This window comes from Stenotrophomonas sp. GD03930 (genome assembly GCF_029839665.1).
In the GTDB taxonomy this organism is placed as follows: Bacteria; Pseudomonadota; Gammaproteobacteria; order Xanthomonadales; family Xanthomonadaceae; genus Stenotrophomonas; species Stenotrophomonas forensis.
Genome location: NZ_JAOCAV010000001.1, coordinates 756,088 through 773,264, shown reverse-complemented (window position 1 = coordinate 773,264; position 17,177 = coordinate 756,088). Strand labels below are relative to the sequence as shown.

17 protein-coding genes and 2 riboswitches are annotated in these 17,177 nt (G+C 67.9%); of the genes, 13 read left to right on the top strand and 4 right to left on the bottom strand.

All coding sequences use genetic code 11. The features are described from left to right. The first annotated feature begins 20 nt into the window (after positions 1-20). The 4 genes from N5C18_RS03615 to N5C18_RS03600 all read left to right on the top strand — a co-directional run bounded on the left by N5C18_RS03615 (position 21) and on the right by N5C18_RS03600 (position 2,998). Positions 21-521 (top strand): MarR family transcriptional regulator, encoded by a 501-nt coding sequence (locus tag N5C18_RS03615; RefSeq protein WP_279943853.1) that lies wholly within the window; start codon positions 21-23, stop codon positions 519-521. Beyond that, positions 518-1,258 (top strand): DNA alkylation repair protein, encoded by a 741-nt coding sequence (locus N5C18_RS03610; protein ID WP_279943852.1) that lies wholly within the window; start codon positions 518-520, stop codon positions 1,256-1,258. The genes N5C18_RS03615 and N5C18_RS03610 overlap by 4 nt, the downstream gene beginning before the upstream one ends. A gap of 113 nt (positions 1,259-1,371) precedes the next feature. Then, complete coding sequence (locus tag N5C18_RS03605; RefSeq protein ID WP_053509965.1) at positions 1,372-1,629, top strand: hypothetical protein; 258 nt, start codon at positions 1,372-1,374, stop codon at positions 1,627-1,629. Positions 1,630-1,924: 295 nt separating this feature from the next. After that, positions 1,925-2,998, top strand: a complete 1,074-nt coding sequence (locus tag N5C18_RS03600; protein ID WP_053509967.1) for a 3-deoxy-7-phosphoheptulonate synthase — start codon at positions 1,925-1,927, stop codon at positions 2,996-2,998. 275 nt (positions 2,999-3,273) lie between these two features. Here the strand turns inward: N5C18_RS03600 and N5C18_RS03595 are convergent, their stop codons facing one another. Next, on the bottom strand, positions 3,274-3,891 hold the full coding sequence (locus N5C18_RS03595; RefSeq protein ID WP_006472906.1) for a trimeric intracellular cation channel family protein: 618 nt from the start codon (positions 3,889-3,891) through the stop codon (positions 3,274-3,276). Between the two features lie 84 nt (positions 3,892-3,975). After that, a riboswitch (glycine riboswitch) is annotated at positions 3,976-4,079 on the bottom strand. A gap of 13 nt (positions 4,080-4,092) precedes the next feature. Then, positions 4,093-4,182: riboswitch (glycine riboswitch) on the bottom strand. A 40-nt stretch (positions 4,183-4,222) separates the two neighbouring features. Here N5C18_RS03595 and N5C18_RS03590 point away from each other — a divergent pair. Beyond that, a complete protein-coding gene (locus tag N5C18_RS03590; RefSeq protein ID WP_049456845.1) occupies positions 4,223-4,498 on the top strand; it encodes a GIY-YIG nuclease family protein in 276 nt (91 codons plus the stop codon). Between the two features lie 120 nt (positions 4,499-4,618). Beyond that, the gene (locus N5C18_RS03585) at positions 4,619-5,050 is read left to right on the top strand and encodes a nuclear transport factor 2 family protein (RefSeq protein WP_279943850.1); all 432 of its coding nucleotides are present in this window, start codon (positions 4,619-4,621) and stop codon (positions 5,048-5,050) included. An 82-nt stretch (positions 5,051-5,132) separates the two neighbouring features. Here N5C18_RS03585 and N5C18_RS03580 read toward each other — a convergent pair whose 3' ends face one another. Next, on the bottom strand, positions 5,133-6,413 hold the full coding sequence (locus N5C18_RS03580; protein WP_279943849.1) for an NAD(P)/FAD-dependent oxidoreductase: 1,281 nt from the start codon (positions 6,411-6,413) through the stop codon (positions 5,133-5,135). Between the two features lie 123 nt (positions 6,414-6,536). On the opposite strand from N5C18_RS03580, the gene N5C18_RS03575 reads away from it, so the two are divergent. Together N5C18_RS03575 and N5C18_RS03570 are read left to right on the top strand one after the other, a co-directional pair. After that, the gene (locus tag N5C18_RS03575) at positions 6,537-7,316 is read left to right on the top strand and encodes an NYN domain-containing protein (protein WP_279943848.1); all 780 of its coding nucleotides are present in this window, start codon (positions 6,537-6,539) and stop codon (positions 7,314-7,316) included. 112 nt (positions 7,317-7,428) lie between these two features. Further along, positions 7,429-8,049: a glutathione S-transferase gene (locus N5C18_RS03570; RefSeq protein ID WP_053450915.1), complete on the top strand. Its 621-nt coding sequence runs from the start codon at positions 7,429-7,431 to the stop codon at positions 8,047-8,049. 95 nt (positions 8,050-8,144) lie between these two features. On the opposite strand, the gene N5C18_RS03565 is transcribed toward N5C18_RS03570, so the two are convergent. After that, entirely contained in the window at positions 8,145-10,322 is a 2,178-nt protein-coding gene (locus N5C18_RS03565) for a primosomal protein N' (protein WP_279944501.1), read from the bottom strand. A gap of 412 nt (positions 10,323-10,734) precedes the next feature. On the opposite strand from N5C18_RS03565, the gene N5C18_RS03560 reads away from it, so the two are divergent. The 4 genes from N5C18_RS03560 (at position 10,735) to sppA (ending at position 15,910) form a co-directional block, all read left to right on the top strand. Then, entirely contained in the window at positions 10,735-11,739 is a 1,005-nt protein-coding gene (locus tag N5C18_RS03560) for a hypothetical protein (RefSeq protein WP_164241489.1), read from the top strand. After that, positions 11,732-12,307 (top strand): DUF3106 domain-containing protein, encoded by a 576-nt coding sequence (locus tag N5C18_RS03555; RefSeq protein WP_279943847.1) that lies wholly within the window; start codon positions 11,732-11,734, stop codon positions 12,305-12,307. The genes N5C18_RS03560 and N5C18_RS03555 overlap by 8 nt, the downstream gene beginning before the upstream one ends. Positions 12,308-12,506: 199 nt before the next feature. Next, complete coding sequence (locus N5C18_RS03550; RefSeq protein ID WP_049456854.1) at positions 12,507-13,871, top strand: MATE family efflux transporter; 1,365 nt, start codon at positions 12,507-12,509, stop codon at positions 13,869-13,871. A 116-nt stretch (positions 13,872-13,987) separates the two neighbouring features. After that, entirely contained in the window at positions 13,988-15,910 is a 1,923-nt protein-coding gene (gene sppA, locus N5C18_RS03545; protein ID WP_040006996.1) for a signal peptide peptidase SppA, read from the top strand. Positions 15,911-16,043: 133 nt separating this feature from the next. Here the strand turns inward: sppA and N5C18_RS03540 are convergent, their stop codons facing one another. Then, complete coding sequence (locus N5C18_RS03540) at positions 16,044-16,256, bottom strand: hypothetical protein (RefSeq protein WP_164241492.1); 213 nt, start codon at positions 16,254-16,256, stop codon at positions 16,044-16,046. Between the two features lie 111 nt (positions 16,257-16,367). Between N5C18_RS03540 and N5C18_RS03535 the strand changes: the two genes are divergently transcribed. Then, entirely contained in the window at positions 16,368-17,144 is a 777-nt protein-coding gene (locus N5C18_RS03535) for an SDR family oxidoreductase (RefSeq protein ID WP_049456856.1), read from the top strand. The last annotated feature ends 33 nt before the right edge of the window (positions 17,145-17,177 follow it).

The window sequence follows — 17,177 nt, the reverse complement described above, 5'->3', positions numbered from 1 at the left end:
TAATCATAATCATGCGACCGATGATCGAAGCCAGGCACCATGCCCTGCTGGAGGAAGCACAGCGACGTGGCCACAGCAATGTCGCCCTGCTGCGGCTGTGCTTCCAGTTGCTGTCGTTGTCCTCGGCGATCGATCACGACTGCGCCAGCCGGCTGGCGCCACATGGGCTCAGCGAAGGCCGCTTCATCGTGCTGTTCCTGCTGCACGGTGCCGGTGGCACGCTGCCGCCGCATGCGCTGGCAGAGCGCGCAGGCGTCACGCGCGCCACCATCAGCGGCCTGCTCGATGGCCTGCAGCGCGAAGGCCTGCTGCAGCGTCGCGGTGATGCGGAAGATGGCCGCCGCCTGCAGATCGTCTTGACCGCACCGGGAAAGCGCTTGGCCGAGACGTTGTTCGACCAGCACACGCAGTGGATCGGTGGCCTGTTCAATGGTCTGGACACCGATGAACAGCAGCAGCTGTCGCGGTTGTTGCACAAGGTCTGGCAGTGCACCGATGCTGGACGGGAGCCTGCAACATGAGCCCGGCGATTCCGGCGCAACGCCTGCATGCACTGAACACCGGCCGTGTCCCCGCCACCCATCTGGCCGAATGCCTGGCAGTGGATTTCGTTGCGCTGCTGCAGGTGGTGGCGCCTGTGCTTGCACCGGAAGTGCTGCAACGGATGCGGGACGCCTCAGGCAAGGGCATCACGCTGCGCATGGCCCTGGCCGCGCAACTGCTGCGTGAAGCGGGGCAGGGCGCGCCTGCGCTCTGGCAGCATCACAACTCCGATACCGTGCGCGGCTGGGCCTGCTACCTGATCGGCAGTGATTCCCGCGCAACCCTGGCAGAGAAGCTGCAGCAGATGCGCACGCTGGCCGATGACCCGCACTTCGGTGTGCGCGAATGGGCGTGGCTTGCGCTGCGCGCGGACATTGTTACCGCGCCGCTGCAGGCGCTTGAGCACCTGCAACCGTGGACACAGGAAACATCACCCTACCTGCGCCGGTTCGCCTGCGAAGCACTGCGTCCGCGCGGCGTGTGGGCCACGCACATCGCGCCGTTCAAGCAGCATCCGCAACAGGCATTGCCGTTGCTGGAAGCATTGGCCGACGACCCTGAACGCTATGTGCAGGACTCGGTCGGCAATTGGCTCAACGATGCCGGCAAGACGCAGCCGCAGTGGCTGCGTGACCTGTGCGTGCGCTGGCAGCACGAGCACCCCGGTGCCGCCAACGCCTATATCCGCAAACGCGCATCGCGTTCGCTGCGGTAGTGCCGGCCACTGGCCGGCAACCCCGGGCCATTCAAACAGGCATGGCACATGCGCCTGTCACCCAGACACGGTAAACAGTGCATTGCCCATGTCCGTCCGCAGGGAAGTTGATCATGCAGAGCACGCTCCAGGTCACGCTGTTCGGCCCTCTGGGTAAAACCCCGGCGTTGCAGTTGCCGGAACAGGAGGGGCCGTCGGTGGCCATTCCCGAAGCGGTCCTGCGGCGGCTGGTCTCCGATCTCTACACCGCGCGCTCGTTGCTCAACCCCGAGCAGCTGGACGAGGCCCGGCAGGAGCTGGGCCGCGTGCTGGAGCGCTGGGCCGACATCCATGAAGGCCTGCTGCTGGATGTGGAAGTGCATGGCAGATGAGCGACTTCGCGTGGTTGCCGCCGCATGGGCCGCGCCGGCGCGCACCTCGCTGAACCGCGTCCCCAGTTGCGGATGAAACATTTTGCACTGCGCAGAAGCTGTGCTATCAATACATCCCATGAACGCAGCCGCCACCCGCTTTTACTGGTATTACTTTCCGAAGCCTCTGGCGGAGGAAGGACTGCGCTCACCCTGAAGAAAGCTTCAGACGCATTCCCGAAAGCCGCCAGCGAACCTGGCGGCTTTTTTCATGCCGCCACGCTGGGGACCCCCAACGTTCCGGAGAACCCCCGCAATGCCCCCGCACACCGACGACCTGCGTATCCGCACCATCGAACCGCTGACACCGCCTGCCCAGCTGCTGGCGATGCTGCCGTGTGACGATGAAGCCTCCGACACCGTCAGCGCCTCGCGCGCGGCCCTGCACCAGATCCTGCACGGCCGTGATGACCGCCTGGCGGTGGTGGTGGGCCCGTGCTCGATCCACGATCCGCATGCGGCCATCGAGTACGCCCAGCGCCTGAAGCCACTGCGCGATGCGCTGGCCGGCGAACTGGAAATCGTCATGCGCGTGTACTTCGAGAAGCCGCGCACCACGGTGGGCTGGAAGGGCCTGATCAACGACCCCGACCTGGACGGCAGCTTCAGGATCGACAAGGGCCTGCGCATCGCCCGTGGCCTGCTGCGCGACATCAACAAGCTTGGCCTGCCGGCCGGTGTCGAATTCCTCGATGTGATCTCGCCGCAGTACATCGCCGACCTGGTGGCCTGGGGCGCGATTGGTGCGCGCACCACCGAAAGCCAGGTGCACCGCGAACTGGCCTCGGGGCTGTCGTGCCCGGTCGGCTTCAAGAACGGCACCGATGGCAACGTCAAGATCGCTGCTGACGCGGTGGGGGCTGCCTCCAATCCGCATCATTTCCTGTCGGTCACCAAGCAGGGCGGCACCGCCATCGTCTCGACCACCGGCAATCCGGACTGCCATGTGATCCTGCGCGGCGGCAAGCAGCCGAACTACGACGCAGGCAGCGTTGCCGAGGCCTGCCAAGCGCTGGCCAAGGCCAAGCTGCCGACCCGCCTGATGATCGATGCCAGCCACGCCAACAGCCTGAAGAACCCGGACAACCAGCCGAAGGTGATCGAGGACATCGCCGTTCAGTTGGAAGACGGCGAACAGCGCATCGTCGGTGTGATGATCGAGAGCCATCTGGTCGGTGGCCGTCAGGAACTGGTGGAGGGCCAGCCGCTGGTCTACGGGCAGAGCATCACCGATGGCTGCATCGACTGGGACACCACTGTGACGGTGCTGGAGCGACTGGCTGCGGCCGTGCGCGCCCGTCGTGAAGTGAAGGTGTCCGAAGCCGCCTGATGGAAGCCGCTTGAGTGCGGCACGTGTGTGGATGGCGGCCAGCGCCTGCGGGGGTGCGGCCGCGATCAGGGCCGGTCGGAGTTGGAGACCGGCCCATCTGCACCGGCGATGCGCCTGGCGCTGCGCATGAGCGACAGCGCCAGGTACATCGCCGGGGTGGCAGGATATCTACGCCCTGCGTGGATATCGCCCTTTGTAGAGTCGAGCCATGCTCGACCATCGCGCGAAGCGCGGGCTCCAAATGCTTGGAACCCCGCGCTCGCCGAACGCAGACCTCAATGCACCTCGTCGTGGTACACGAACTTCGGCATTTCCCAGCGGTAGTGGATCGCCAGCAGGCGCAGCGCGAAGCCGCCGCCGAGGCAGCACAGGATCGCGGTCGCGTCGGCCACGCCCCAGTGCAGCAGCAACAGGTACACCGCACCGGTCAGCAGCGAAATGATCGCGTACAGCTCCTTCTGGAAGATCAGCGGCACCTCGTTGCAGAGGATGTCGCGCAGCACACCGCCGAAGGCACCGGTCAGCATGCCCGCGATCAGCACGATGGGCGTGGCATGGCCGGCCTCGCGCGCGATCGAACAGCCGATCAGGGTGAAGGCGATCAGGCCCAGCCCGTCGAGCACCAGGAAGGTGCGGCGGAAGTGATGCATCCAGCGCGCCACCCAGGTGGCGATCAGCGCCGCGCACACGGTGAAAGCAAGGTACTCGGGATGCTTCACCCAGCCCAGCGGATAGTGGCCGAGCAGGATGTCGCGCAGTGAACCACCGCCGAGGGCGGTGACGCAGGCGATCATGACCACGCCGAACAGGTCCATGCGGCGGCGGCCGGCGGACAGCGCGCCGGTCATGGCTTCGGCGGAAATGGCGATCAGGTAGATGATGGACAGCAGCATGGGGCGGGCTCCGGGCGCGGTGGGGCCGGCCATGCGCGACCACCGCCACTGCCTGCGCAATGACGGGATGACGATGACCGGTGCCGCTCCCGCTGTCCTTTTGCCTGAGAGTTCAGCGGCGTTGGCCGCGTGCCCCTTCGGCGGATCGTCCCGGGCGTGCCCGGTGACCTCTCTCCAGCTCGGCGAGTCGAATGCATGGTTGGTGGGATTCCAGCCCACCGGCCTGAGCGATCATGGGAGCCTGCGCCTTCGGCGGGCGCCAGCGCGGCGCCTCTCTCCTGCATTCGGGCGCCAGTATATCCGCTGCAGTGCAGCACGGCATAATCCGGCCATGGCCCCGTCCCTCCGCCCGTGGTTCCTCTACCTGCTCGAATGCCGCGATGGCAGCTATTACGCCGGCATCAGCACCGACGTGGAGGCACGTTTCGCCGCCCACCAGGCCGGCAAGGGCGCCCGCTACACCCGGGCCCGCCCGCCGCTGCGCGTGCTGGCCGTGCGCGAGTACCCGGACCGGGCCGCCGCTTCGCGCGCCGAATGGCAGCTCAAGCAGCAGCCGCGCGAACGCAAGCTGGCCTGGCTGCAGGCACCCGCCGGAACGCTGCTGTAGATCCACGCCCACGCTCGGCTCCGGCCTGCCGGCTCGCCGGCCCCGGTAGATCCACGCCATGCGTGGATGGGCTGCCCGGCCCATGCGATGATCGCCCCGCGCCCAGAGCTGGAGACCCGGATGTCCGCGATTGCCCTGCTGTTCGCTCTTTCCGCATCAACGAGTCCCGCCGCCGACCCGACCACGATCGCGGCCATCGAAGCCACCTGCCACGACTACGTCGACGGCCAGTTGGAAGCCGATCCACAGCGCGTCGCCCGTTCCCTGCATCCGGACCTGGCCAAGCGCGCGGTGCTCGGCGATACCCCCGACGAACGCCTGGGCCTGCGCCGCATGTCGAAGGAAGAGCTGGTCTCGCTGACGAAGCAGGGCGCGCTGAAGACCCCGAAGGACCAATGGGACCGCCGCTGCACGGTGCTGGACGTGACCGGCAACGTGGCCTCGGTGCGACTGGAAACCCCGTGGTTCGTCGATTACTTCCACATGGGGCGCTTCGACCAGCGCTGGGTCATCGTCAACGCGTTGTGGTACCCGAAGCCGAAGGCGCAGTAGAGCCGAGCCTACGCTCGGCTTCTGCAATCCGCGCGAAGCGCAGCCGAGCATGGCTCGGCTCTACAGGAACATGCACGCGGCCCTACCGCCTTGGCCGTCGGTCTTCCTGGTCATCACCGAAGATGATGCGTGCGCTGCGCTGGTAGCTCCAGTACGCCACCGCCCAGTTCAGCAGCACCACGACGCGGTTGCGGAAGCCGATCAGGAAGAACACGTGCGCAGCCAGCCAGAACCACCAGGCCAGGATGCCCGACAGCTGCAGCCGGCCCAGATGCACGATGGCTGCCATGCGGCCGATGGTGGCGAGGTTGCCGTAGTCGGCGTACTTGAACGGACCGGGCGCGGGCTTGCCGTGCAGGCGCGCGCGGATCACCTCGGCCACGTACTTGCCCATCTGCTTGGCGGCAGGCGCCACGCCGGGCACCGGCTTGCCATTGGCCTGGTTCAGTGCGGCCAGGTCACCGGCCACGAACAGTTCCGGATGATCGGGCAGGGTCAGGTCCGGCTGCACCTGCACGCGCCCGGCGCGGTCCAGCGGCACGTCCAGCGTGCGCGCCAGCGGCGAGGCGGCCACGCCCGCAGCCCATACCACGGTGCGGGCTGGCACGAACTGCTCGCCCAGCATGAAGCCCTGGCTGTCGATGCTGCTCACCGGGGTGCCGGTCAGCACTTCCACGCCCAGCTTTTCCAGCTGCCGGCGCGCCTTCAGCGAAAGCACTTCGGGGAACGAGGACAGCACGCGCGGGCCGGCTTCGACCAACCGCACCTTGGCGCTGGCCGGGTCGATGTGGCGGAACTCGTTGCGCAGCGTATGCCGAGCGATCTCGGCCAGCGTGCCGGCCAGTTCGACACCGGTGGGGCCGCCGCCGACGATGGCGAAACTCAGCCAGGCGGCCTTTTTTGCCGGGTCCGGTTCGGCCTCGGCACGCTCGAACGCCAACAGCAGTTTGCGGCGCAGGGCGATGGCATCGTCCAGGGTTTTCAGGCCGGGCGCATCATCGGCCCATTGGTCGTTGCCGAAGTAGGCGTGGGTGGCGCCGGTGGCCAGCAGCAGGCTGTCGTAGTCCAGCATGCTGCCATCGGCCATGCGGATCTGCCGGGCCTGCTTGTCGATGGCCACCACTTCGCCGAGGCGGACTTCCACATTGCGCTGGTGGCCAAGGATATGGCGCAGCGGTGCCGCGATATCCGGCGCGGACAGGCCGGCGGTGGCCACCTGGTACAGCAGCGGCTGGAACAGGTGATGGTTGCGGCGGTCGACCAGGGTGATGCGTATGCGCTCGCGGGCCAGGGCGCGGGTGGCCCAGAGACCGGCAAAACCACCGCCGACAACGACCAGGTGGGGAACGCGCTCACGACTCATCGACTCACTCCAGTGGGGGCATTGGGGGAAGCGCCTGGCATCTTCGCACGGAGGCCGCCTGTCACGTCAGCGCCCGCGTGGATCGGCGATACTCGGGTTCAGGCAACCGCCCGTGAGGAGCCCATGAGCGAACCGGAAAAGCGCATCGCCCTGTTGATCGACGCCGACAATGCGCCGGCTTCGAAGATCGACGAGGTGCTGGCCGAAGTGGCCCGCTACGGCGTGGCCAACGTTCGTCGCGCCTACGGCAACTGGAAGAGCCCGCGGTTGAAGGGCTGGGAAGCGGTGCTGCACGAATATGCGATCCGCCCGATCCAGCAGTTCGCCTACAGCAAGGGCAAGAACGCCTCGGACATGGCGATGGTGATCGACGCCATGGACCTGCTGTACGCGCGCAACCTCGATGGATTCGCCATCGTCTCCAGCGACGCGGATTTCACCCCGATGGTGATGCGGCTGCTGACCGATGGCGTGAAGGTGTATGGCTTCGGCGAGAAGAAGACGCCCGAACCGTTCGTCAACGCGTGCTCGAAATTCACTTATCTGGAGGCGCTGGGCCAGACCCATGCCAGCGTTCCGGATGCCGAGCAGGCCTCCAGCGAACAGCCCTCGAACGAACCGGCGACCAACGACGATGCACGGCCGCGCAAGAGCGGTGCGGAAATGCGCAGTGATACCCGGCTGGTGAAGATGCTGCGCCGTGCGGTGTCGGCGGCCGAGGGCGAGGATGGCTGGTCGCATCTTGGCCCGGTCGGCAGCCAGATCGGCAACCAGGCCTCGTTCGATCCGCGCAACTATGGCTACGGAAAGCTGAGCGATCTGTTGGCGGCGATCGGCCTGTTCGAACTGAAGAAGGACGGCAAATCCTCCTACGTGCGCGCACTGCCCAAAAAGAACCGGTAGTGCCGGCCGCTGGCCGGCAGCGCCCAGAAGCCAGATCCCGCATCCGGCGTGCACACACCCACACCAATCAGGCGTATCGTTGCCGCTCGCATTGCCAGCAGGGAATACCCGCATGTTGAAGATCTGGGGCCGTCGCAATTCAAGCAACGTCCGCAAGGTGCTGTGGTGTGCCGAAGAAATCGGCCTGCCGTATGAATCCATCGAAGTCGGCGGCAGCCACGGTGGCACGCAGACGCCGGAGTACCTGGCGATGAACCCCAACAGCCTGGTGCCGGTGATCGAAGACCATGGCCTGCCGCTGTGGGAATCCAACGCGATCGTGCGCTACCTGAGTGCGCGCTACGCGCTGGGCACGCTGTACGCCGAAGACCCGATGCAGCGCGCCCAGGCCGAGAAGTGGATGGACTGGAGCACCTCGCGGATGGCGCCGATCTACAGTGACCTGATCTGGGGCATCATGCGCACCGCGCCGGCCGACCGTGACGAAGCGCGGATCAACGCGGCCATCGTGCGTGCCGGTGACTACCTGGCGATGGCCGACGCGACCCTGGCCCGGCAGCCGTGGCTGTCCGGCGATACGTTCGCGATGGGCGACATCCCGCTGGGCTCGTTGATCTATGCCTGGTTCGAACTGCCGATCCAGCGCCCGGAACTGCCGCACCTGGCCGACTGGTATGCGCGCCTGCGCGAACGCCCGGCCTACCAGCGCGGCGTGATGTCGCCGCTGACGTAAGCGGTGGCGTTCGGCGTAGCGTCGAGCTTGCTCGACTGCTTCTGGCGCACGGCAGCCGAGCAAGCTCGACGCTACGCAGTACCGGTTGCCAGACCTCAATACAGATCGGTCGGATCCACATCCAGCGACCAGCGCACCTTGCGCGCTTCCGGTAGCGCATACAGCTGCGGCACCAGCTGCGCCAGCACGCTGTGCAGTGGCGGCCGCTGCAGTGCCGACAGCAGCAGCTGCGTGCGCTGGTAACCGGCACGGCGCGGCATCGGTGCCGGCATCGGCCCGTAGGCCTCCACCACGTTCTGCTCGCCCAGCAGCTGCCGCGCCGCCAGCAGGAAGGCGTTGGCGTGCTCGACCTGCTGCGCTTCCGCGCGCATCAACGCCAGGTGCGCGAAGGGCGGGAACCCGGCGGCCTGGCGCTGGTTCAATTCGGCCTGCGCGAACGGGTGGTAGCCACCGTTCACCAGGGTCTCCAGCAACGGATGCCCGGGATGATGGGTCTGCAGCCAGACCTCGCCCGGATCGCGTGCGCGGCCGGCGCGGCCGGCCACCTGGATCAACTGCTGCGCCAGTTTCTCGCTGGCACGGAAGTCGGCCGAGAACAGGCCCTCATCGATGCCCACCACCACCACCAGGGTCAGCTTGGGCAGGTCGTGGCCCTTGGCCAGGATCTGCGTGCCGACCAGGATGCCGGGCCGGTCGCCCAGCTTCGCCAGCTGCTGTTCCAACGCATCGCGGCGCGAGGTGGTGCCACGGTCGATGCGCACCACCGGGAAATCGGCGAAGGCCGCAGTGAGATGTTCTTCCAGGCGTTCGGTGCCGATACCCTGCGGTTGCAGCGCCAGGCTGCCGCAGGCCGGGCATGCCAACGGTGCCGGCTGCCGTGCACCGCAGTGATGGCACTGCAGGCGTCGGCCACCGCCATGCACGGTCATCGGTGCATCGCAGCGGTTGCACGGCGCGGTCCAGCCACAGTCGTGGCACAGCAGCACCGGCGCATAGCCGCGGCGGTTCTTGAACACCAGCACCTGCTGGCCACGCTGCAGGTGCTCGCCGATGCCGGCCAGCACATCGGCCGATAGGCCGTCATGCAGCGGCCGCTTGCGCACATCCAGAATGCGTACGCGCGGTGGCCGTGCATCGCCGGCGCGCTGCTTCAGGCGCAGGTGGGTGTAGCGCCCGGCATAGGCGTTGTGCAGCGTTTCCAGCGAGGGCGTGGCGCTGCCCAGCAAGACCGGAATGCCCAGTGCCTTGGCCCGCACCAGGGCGAAATCGCGCGCGTGGTAGCGGATGCCGTCCTGCTGCTTGTAGCTGCCGTCGTGTTCCTCGTCGACGATCAGCAGGCCGGCCTGCGGCAGCGGTGTGAACACCGCCGAACGCGTGCCGACGATCACCCGTGCCTCGCCGCGCGAAGCGGCGGCCCAGACGCGCGCGCGCTCGTTGTCGTTCAAACCCGAATGCAGTGCGTGCACGGCAATGCCGAGGCGGCCGCGGAACCGCGCCAGGGTCTGCGGGGTCAGGCCGATTTCCGGCACCAGCACCAGCGCCTGCCGGCCCTGTGCCAGGCAATGGATGATCGCCTGCAGGTAGACCTCGGTCTTGCCACTGCCGGTTACGCCATCCAGCAGGAACGGCTGGAAGCCGTCGGCCGCGTTGATCGCGGCCACGGCCTCGGCCTGGTCCGGATTGAGCGTGGGGCCGGGCAGCGGCTGCGCGTGCTGCGGGGCCACGCTCAGCGCAACGCGCTCGGCCAGCTCGCGCTTGGCCAGGCTGCGTGCGGCGGTGCGCCAGTCGTCCATGCGCTCGCCCAGTACGTCTTCATCCACCACGGCCTCGGCCAGCAGCTCGGCCAACTGGCGGGGGCGGCTGCCGGCGCGCAGTTTTTCACGCTGGGCGCGGCCTTCGTGGGTCAGCTGCCAACCCCAGTGATGGGTCTCGGGCAGGGCCTCGCCATGGCGCAGGGGGCCGGGCAGGGCGGTGCTGAGGACCTCGCCCAGCGGTGCGTGGGTGTAACGCGCCAGCCACTGCAGGCTCTGCCACAGCTCGCCCTGCAGCAGCGCTTGCGGGTCACACCAGGCCAGCGCCTGGCGTAGTCCCTGGCCGTCGTCGGCCTGGCCGTGGCCGACCACCACGCCGACCAGCTCGCGGTTGCCGAAGGGCACCTTCACGCGGCAGCCGACCACCACGGCAGGGGCGTCGCCCTCCGGCGACAGGTAGTCGAACAGGCGCGGCAGCGGGACGGGCAGGGCGACCTGCAGGGTCGGAATCGGTGAAAGCATCGGGCCAGTGTAACGGGCCATGCGCGCACGGATGGCGCGGCCCGGGGCGCTGGAGCGACGGCGGTTGAATCATAAATGTCACCTAAATATCGGTGTCCATTGGAGATTCAGTCTTATCCACATGTTCTGTGGATAACGTTGTGCGTTACCGGTCGACGGGCGCGCAGGAGGCCGATGGCGACGGCCTCACGCTTGGGTTGGTCAAAAAATCGCCACATGAGAAAAGAGATATAAATCAACAAGTTGAGTGTGAAACATTGCTGAAACAGAGTGGATTCAGCTGGATGCCCCAGTTTTGCCCGAGGGGGGCGTGGTGCTGTGCACAACCTGCAGCACGAAGTGCCAGCGGGCGCAAGTCCTACGGGCGTCGATGGCCTGCCGCTATCATGCCGGCAGACCTTTGGAGTGACCGATGACGGCTGTGCCCGCCCCTGTTTCCTCGACCGCGGCCGGTGCGCTGTCGGCGTTCCTGCGTGGTGTTGAACGCCGTGCCCTGGTGGTGGCTGAACTGCAGTGCGGCGATGCTGCCCGCGCCGAGCAGACCCTGGTGGCGGTGATGCGCGCGTTTGCCGCGGTGGCCAGCGACCTGCCGATGGCACAGTGGCCGACCCGCTTCTGGACCCTGCTGGGCCAGCGCCAGGCACTGCGCGAGCCGGTGGGCGGCCAGTGGGCGCCGCCGTTGGCCGCATTGGGCGGGATGGACCCGCTGCCGCGCCTGGCCTTGTTGCTGCGGGTGGGCGGCAGCCTGGACGAAGGCATCGCCATGCGCGTGCTCGACCAGGACGAAGCGGGCTACCAGCACCTGCTGGCCAATGCCTGCCCGCGCGATGCGCACGGCCAGCCCGACGCGTCGGCCTGGCGCCAACTGGCCGAACAGGTGCAGCTGCGCATCCGCGACCTGCCGGCCAAGCGCCTGCAGCAGCTGCAGCAGCCGGCCGCACCGGCCGCCGCCAGCGATGCCCCGACCTCCAGCTGGCGCGCACCGCAGCGCGATGAGCGTGCGGCCGCCAATGGCAAGCGCCGCCGCCCGACTGCCAAGCCGCGCTGGCGCGGCCCGCTGATCCTGCTGCTGACCGTAGTGGTGCTGCTGGCGGCGGCGCTGGGCTGGCGCTACCTGCAGGGCCGTTCGTTCGGTGCCGCGGCACCGTTGCCGGAAGGCGTGGTCGGCGAGGCCGGCCCGGTCACGGTGGAGGCGTTGCCGCCGAGCACGGTCAACGCCGCGCCGGATACGACGCCTTCCCAGGCCGCAGACGACGCCACGATGCTGGCCGACCGCGACTACCCGCTGCTGGCCGATGCCGATCTGTATGCGTGGACCGCCGCAGGCGGTCCGTTGCCGGTGGACGAATCGCAATCCAGGCCGAACCGGCCCGAGCCGGCCAGTGCCACGCTGGAAACCACCGCTGCCGATGAATAAGACCCTGTTCGCCAGCGCGCTGCTGGCCCTGCCGCTGTCGCTGTCCGCCGCACCGCAGACCTTGAATGTGCCCCTGCCTGCGCCGGCGCCCGGCGTTGAGGCGACAGCACCGGCCCCGGCCGCTGCGCCGTCGGCCTTCGCGCAGCTGGATGCAGCGCAGCAGCGCCAGCGACGTGCCGACTACGCCGCGTGGCGGGCGCTTCCGGAAGGCGAGCGTGAGCGCATCCGCCAGGCTGCGACGCGATTCAACGCGTTGCCGGCCGACCAGCAGCAGCGCCTGCGCCAGCAGTTCCAGGCGCAGGACCAGGCCTTCCGCGAAGGCTGGCGACTGGGCCCGCAGCTGGGCCTGGTATTCCCCAAGCTGCATGGCCTGTTCGGCTATGTGCCGCCGCAACAGCGCGAGGCCGCGCTGGCCGTGCTGCGCCAGCTCAGCCCGGCCCAGCTGGCACAGCTGGCCCTGGTCGCACAGCGCACGCCGCCGCAGGAACGCGACGCGGTGCGCAGCGCCTTCCTCGCGGTGCCCGCCGCCGAGCGTGACACCTGGCTCAAGCGCCAGGCCGGACAGTAAAAAAGGGACGGAGGGGATTAAGTCGTATTCGGAACAATTGGGTCTGAAACGACTTAATCCCCTCCGTCCCCTTTTTGTGGCTGGAACCCAGCATTCACACCGTGTCATGGGAATGCGCGCGCTGCGCGCGTAAGATGACCGGCCGCAAACCCGGTGCCTGTGCCCTTCGCGCGCAACCGTAGTTCGCGTCAAGCACCTTATGTCTACTGCAACCTCCACGCCGCGCTTCAGCAAGGAAGTCGGCGCCACCGGTCTGCTCGCCCTGCCGCTTGTGCTGGGCCATGTCTCCACCGGCCTGATCTCCTTCGTCGACAACGTGATTGCCGGCCACCACGCCACCGCGACCCTGGCCGCGGTGACCATCGGCACCGCCCTGCTGTGGCTGCCGATGCTGATCCCGATCGGCACGCTGATCTCGCTCACCGCCTCGGTATCGCAGCTGCACGGCGCTGGCCGCGAGCGCGAGATCGGCCCGCTGTTCCGCCAGGCACTGTGGCTGGCACTGGGCCTGGGCCTGATCATGTTCACCTTCCTCACCGTGGTGCCGCCGCTGCTGCCGGCCTTCGGCATCGCCCCGGACATCGTGCCGGGCGCGACCGCGTTCCTGCATGCGGTGCGCTGGGGCGGCCCGGCGCTGACCCTGTACTTCTGCATGCGCTACCTGAGCGAGGGCATGCACTGGACGTTGCCGACCATGTTGCTGGGTTTCGGCGGCCTGCTGGTGCTGGCGCCGATGGGCTATGTGCTGGCCAACGGCAAGCTCGGTTTCCCGGAAATGGGTGCCGAAGGCCTCGGCATCGCCTCGGCGGTGATGATGTGGCTGCAGGCGATCGCCTTCGCTACCTACCTGTGGTTCACCAAGCGCTTCGCCCACCTGCAGCTGTTCTCGCACTTCGAAGGGCCGCGCTGGAAGGCGATCTGGGAACTGCTGCGCACCGGCCTGCCGATCGGTATCACCGTGCTGATGGAAGGTGGCCTGTTCATCGTCACCGCGCTGCTGATAGGCCGCCTGGGCGCCAACGAGGCGGCCGCGCACCAGATCGCGATCAACGTCGCGCAGCTGTGCTTCATGATTCCGATGGGCGTGGCCGAGGCCACTACCGTGCGCGTCGGCCATGCCGTCGGCCGTGGTGATGGCTTCGGTGTGCGGCGTGCGGCGTGGGCCGGTTACGCGATCATCATGGGCACGCAGACGTTGTCGGCGGCGGTGCTGCTGTTCGGCCACGATGCCATCGTCGGGGTGTACACCAACGATCTGGCGGTGGCCGGCCTGGCTTCGACCCTGCTGCTGTACGCGGCCACCTTCCAGTTCCCGGATGGCATCCAGGTGCTGTCGGCCGGCGCGTTGCGCGGCCTGAAGGACACCCGCGTACCGATGTTCATCGCCATGTTCGCGTACTGGGGCCTGGGCATGCCGCTTGGCGCCGGGCTCGGCCTGGGCCTGGGCATGGGCCCGCAGGGCATGTGGATCGGCCTGATCGTGGGCCTGACCGCGGCCGCCATCCTGATGGGCTGGCGCCTGCGCCGCAGCAGCCTGCGCATCGGCCAGTCCACCCTGTCCTGATCCTTCCTGCCCGCCATGCTGACCCATGGCGGGCGATCCCCTGACTTGTGTCCGATGCCGCATCACACGGCACCGGCTATGCTGGTACCACGGCAAGAAGCCATCCGGAGCGTTCCATGAATCAACCCGTGCCCCCGCTGCCCCCGGCGCGTCGCAATCCCGTCGCCAGCTTCTTCATCGGGCTGTGGGACGTCATGAATTTCACCCGCCGGTTGATCCTCAACCTGGTGTTCTTCGGCCTGCTGTTCCTGCTGCTGGTGATGTTCGTCATCGCTGCCGGCATGGGCGCCGGTGCCAGCAAATCGCTGCAGGACCGCACCACCCTGGTGATCGCGCCGGAAGGACGCCTGGTCGAGCAGTTCAGCGCCGATCCGGTCAGCCGCGCGCTGGCCAAGGCGGTGGGCGACAACGGTGCCGAGGAGATCCAGCTGCGCGACCTGCTGCGGGTGATCGAGTCGGCCAAGGAAGACAAGAAGATCGAGCGCGTGGTGCTGGAGCTGGACAAGCTGCAGCCGTCGGGCTTCGCCTCGCTGCGCGAAGTGGCGTCGGCGCTGCAGGACCTGCGCGCGTCCGGCAAGCAGCTGGTGGCCTACAGCGAGAGCATGGGCCAGTCGCAGTACCTGCTGGCCGCACAGGCCGACGAGGTCTACCTGGACCCGATGGGGTCGGTGGTGCTTGAGGGCCTGGGCCGCTACCGCCAGTACTTCCGCACCGGCCTGCAGGACAAGCTGGGCGTGGACGTGCATCTGTTCAAGGTGGGCGAGTACAAGTCCGCCGCCGAGCCGTACGTGCTCGACGCCGCCTCGCCGGCCTCCAAGGAGGCCGACCTGTTCTGGATGAACGACGTGTGGCAGCGCTACCTGGCCGACATCGCCAAGGCCCGCCGCCTGGATCCGGCCCAGCTGGCCGCCGGCATCGACACCTTGCCGGAGGGCATCGCCGCCGCCGGTGGCGACCTGGCCAAGTTCGCCCTGCAGCAGAAGCTGGTAACCGCGCTGAAGACCCGCGAGGAATTCGAGGATCTGATGATCGAGCGTGGCGTGGCCGATGACGATGCCGACGGCGGTTTCCGCAACGTCGACTTCGGGCGCTACCTGGCGCTGCTCGACGCTCGCCGCAACCCGGTGGACTCGCGTCCGCAGGTGGCGGTGGTAGTGGCCGAAGGCGAGATCAGCGGTGGCGACCTGCCGGCCGGCCGTATCGGCGGCGAGTCGACCTCCGCGCTGCTGCGCGCCGCGCGCGACGATGAGAACGTCAAGGCCGTGGTGCTGCGCGTCGATTCGCCGGGCGGTGAAGTGTTCGCCTCCGAGCAGATCCGCCGCGAAGTGGTGGCCCTGCAGGCGGCCGGCAAGCCGGTAGTGGTGTCGATGGGCGATCTGGCTGCGTCCGGTGGTTACTGGATCAGCATGAATGCCGACCGCATCTACGCTGATCCGTCGACCATCACCGGTTCGATCGGCATCTTCGGCATGGTGCCGAACTTCAGCCGCGCGCTGGACAAGATCGGCGTGCACACCGACGGCGTCGGCACCACCCGCTTTGCCGGTGCCTTCGACGTCACCCGTCCGATGGACCCGGCCGTCGGCCAGGTCATCCAGACGGTGATCAACAAGGGCTATGCCGACTTCACCGGCCGCGTCGCCGATGCGCGCAAGAAGCCGGTCGAGGCCGTCGACGAAGTGGCCCGTGGCCGCGTGTGGAGCGGTGCGCAGGCCAAGGAACGTGGCCTGGTCGATGCCTTCGGTGGCCTGAAGGATGCCGTGGCCGACGCCGCCAGCCGCGCCAAGCTGGGCAAGGCCGATGCCTACCGCGTGCGCTACATCGAGAAGGCGGCGACGCCGTTCGCGCAGTTCGTCAGCGGTTTCGCCGGCAGCCGCGCCGGTGCGTGGATGCTGTCCGACTCGGGCATGGCGCGGATGATGCTGGCCCGCACGATGCCGGAAGTGGACACGCAGTTGCGCTTCGTCGAGAACGCGGCCCGCGAGAAGGGCAACGGTGCGCCGGTGAAGGCGCTGGCGTACTGCTTCTGCGGGTTCTGATCGGAGCGCCCATCCACGCATGGCGTGGATCTACTGGTACGGCCACGCATGGCGTGGATCTACTGGCACGGCCACGCATGGCGTGGATCTACTGGAAACGCCCGGCTTCGGCCGGGCGTTTTCGTTTGCGGGGTTACTGCGTCGCCTCGGCTTCGGCCGTGCGTTCACGCGCAGCGGCATCGTCCACGGTTTTCTGCACGCCCTTGGCGCGGTCCAGCGGCTGGTCGATTGCGCGCGACATCGCCCGGGGTACCGGTGGCTTTTCCGGGTTCGGCGCCGGTGGGCGCTGGCAGCCCGCCAGCAGCACGGTGGCCAGCAGGGGCGAGGACAGGATCAACATGCGCATGGCGGCTCTCCGCGGTGGGCGTGCGGGCAGTGTCGCACCCCCGGCAGGCAGCCGCCGTGAGCGCGTATCCTTGCGGCATCGAAACACAGCGGGCGCGGCCCCGGAGGACACATGACCCAGCAACGGTGGCGCCTGGATGGCCAGACCGCCCTGATCACCGGCGCCAGCGCCGGTATCGGCCTGGCCATCGCGCATGAACTGGCCGGCCTCGGTGCCGACCTGATGATCGTCGGCCGCGATATCGACATGCTGGAGACGGCACGCGACGAACTGCTGGACGTGTATCCGCAGCACCAGGTGCACGCGCTGGCTGCCGATGTCTCCGATGACGAGGACCGCCGCCAGATCCTGGACTGGGTGGAAGATCACAGCGATGGCCTGCATATCCTGGTCAACAATGCCGGTGGCAACGTCACCAAGGCGGCCACGGAATACTCCGAGGACGAATGGCGCCAGATTTTCGAGACCAACCTGTTCTCTGCGTTCGAGCTGTCGCGCTACGCGCATCCGCTGCTGGCCCGGCACGCGTCGTCGTCGATCGTCAATGTCGGCAGCGTGTCCGGCCTGACCCATGTGCGCAGTGGCGTGGTGTACGGCATGAGCAAGGCGGCGATGCACCAGATGACCCGCAACCTGGCCGTCGAGTGGGCCGAGGATGGCATCCGGGTCAATGCGGTGGCGCCGTGGTACATCCGTACGCGGCGCACGTCCGGTCCGCTGTCGGACCCGGATTACTACGAGGAAGTGATCAACCGCACGCCGATGCGCCGCATTGGCGAGCCCGATGAAGTGGCCGCAGCCGTGGGCTTCCTGTGCCTGCCGGCAGCCAGCTATGTCACCGGCGAGTGCATCGCGGTGGATGGCGGTTTCCTGCGCTACGGGTTCTGATCGTTCGAGGGTAGCGCCGGCCGCTGGCCGGCA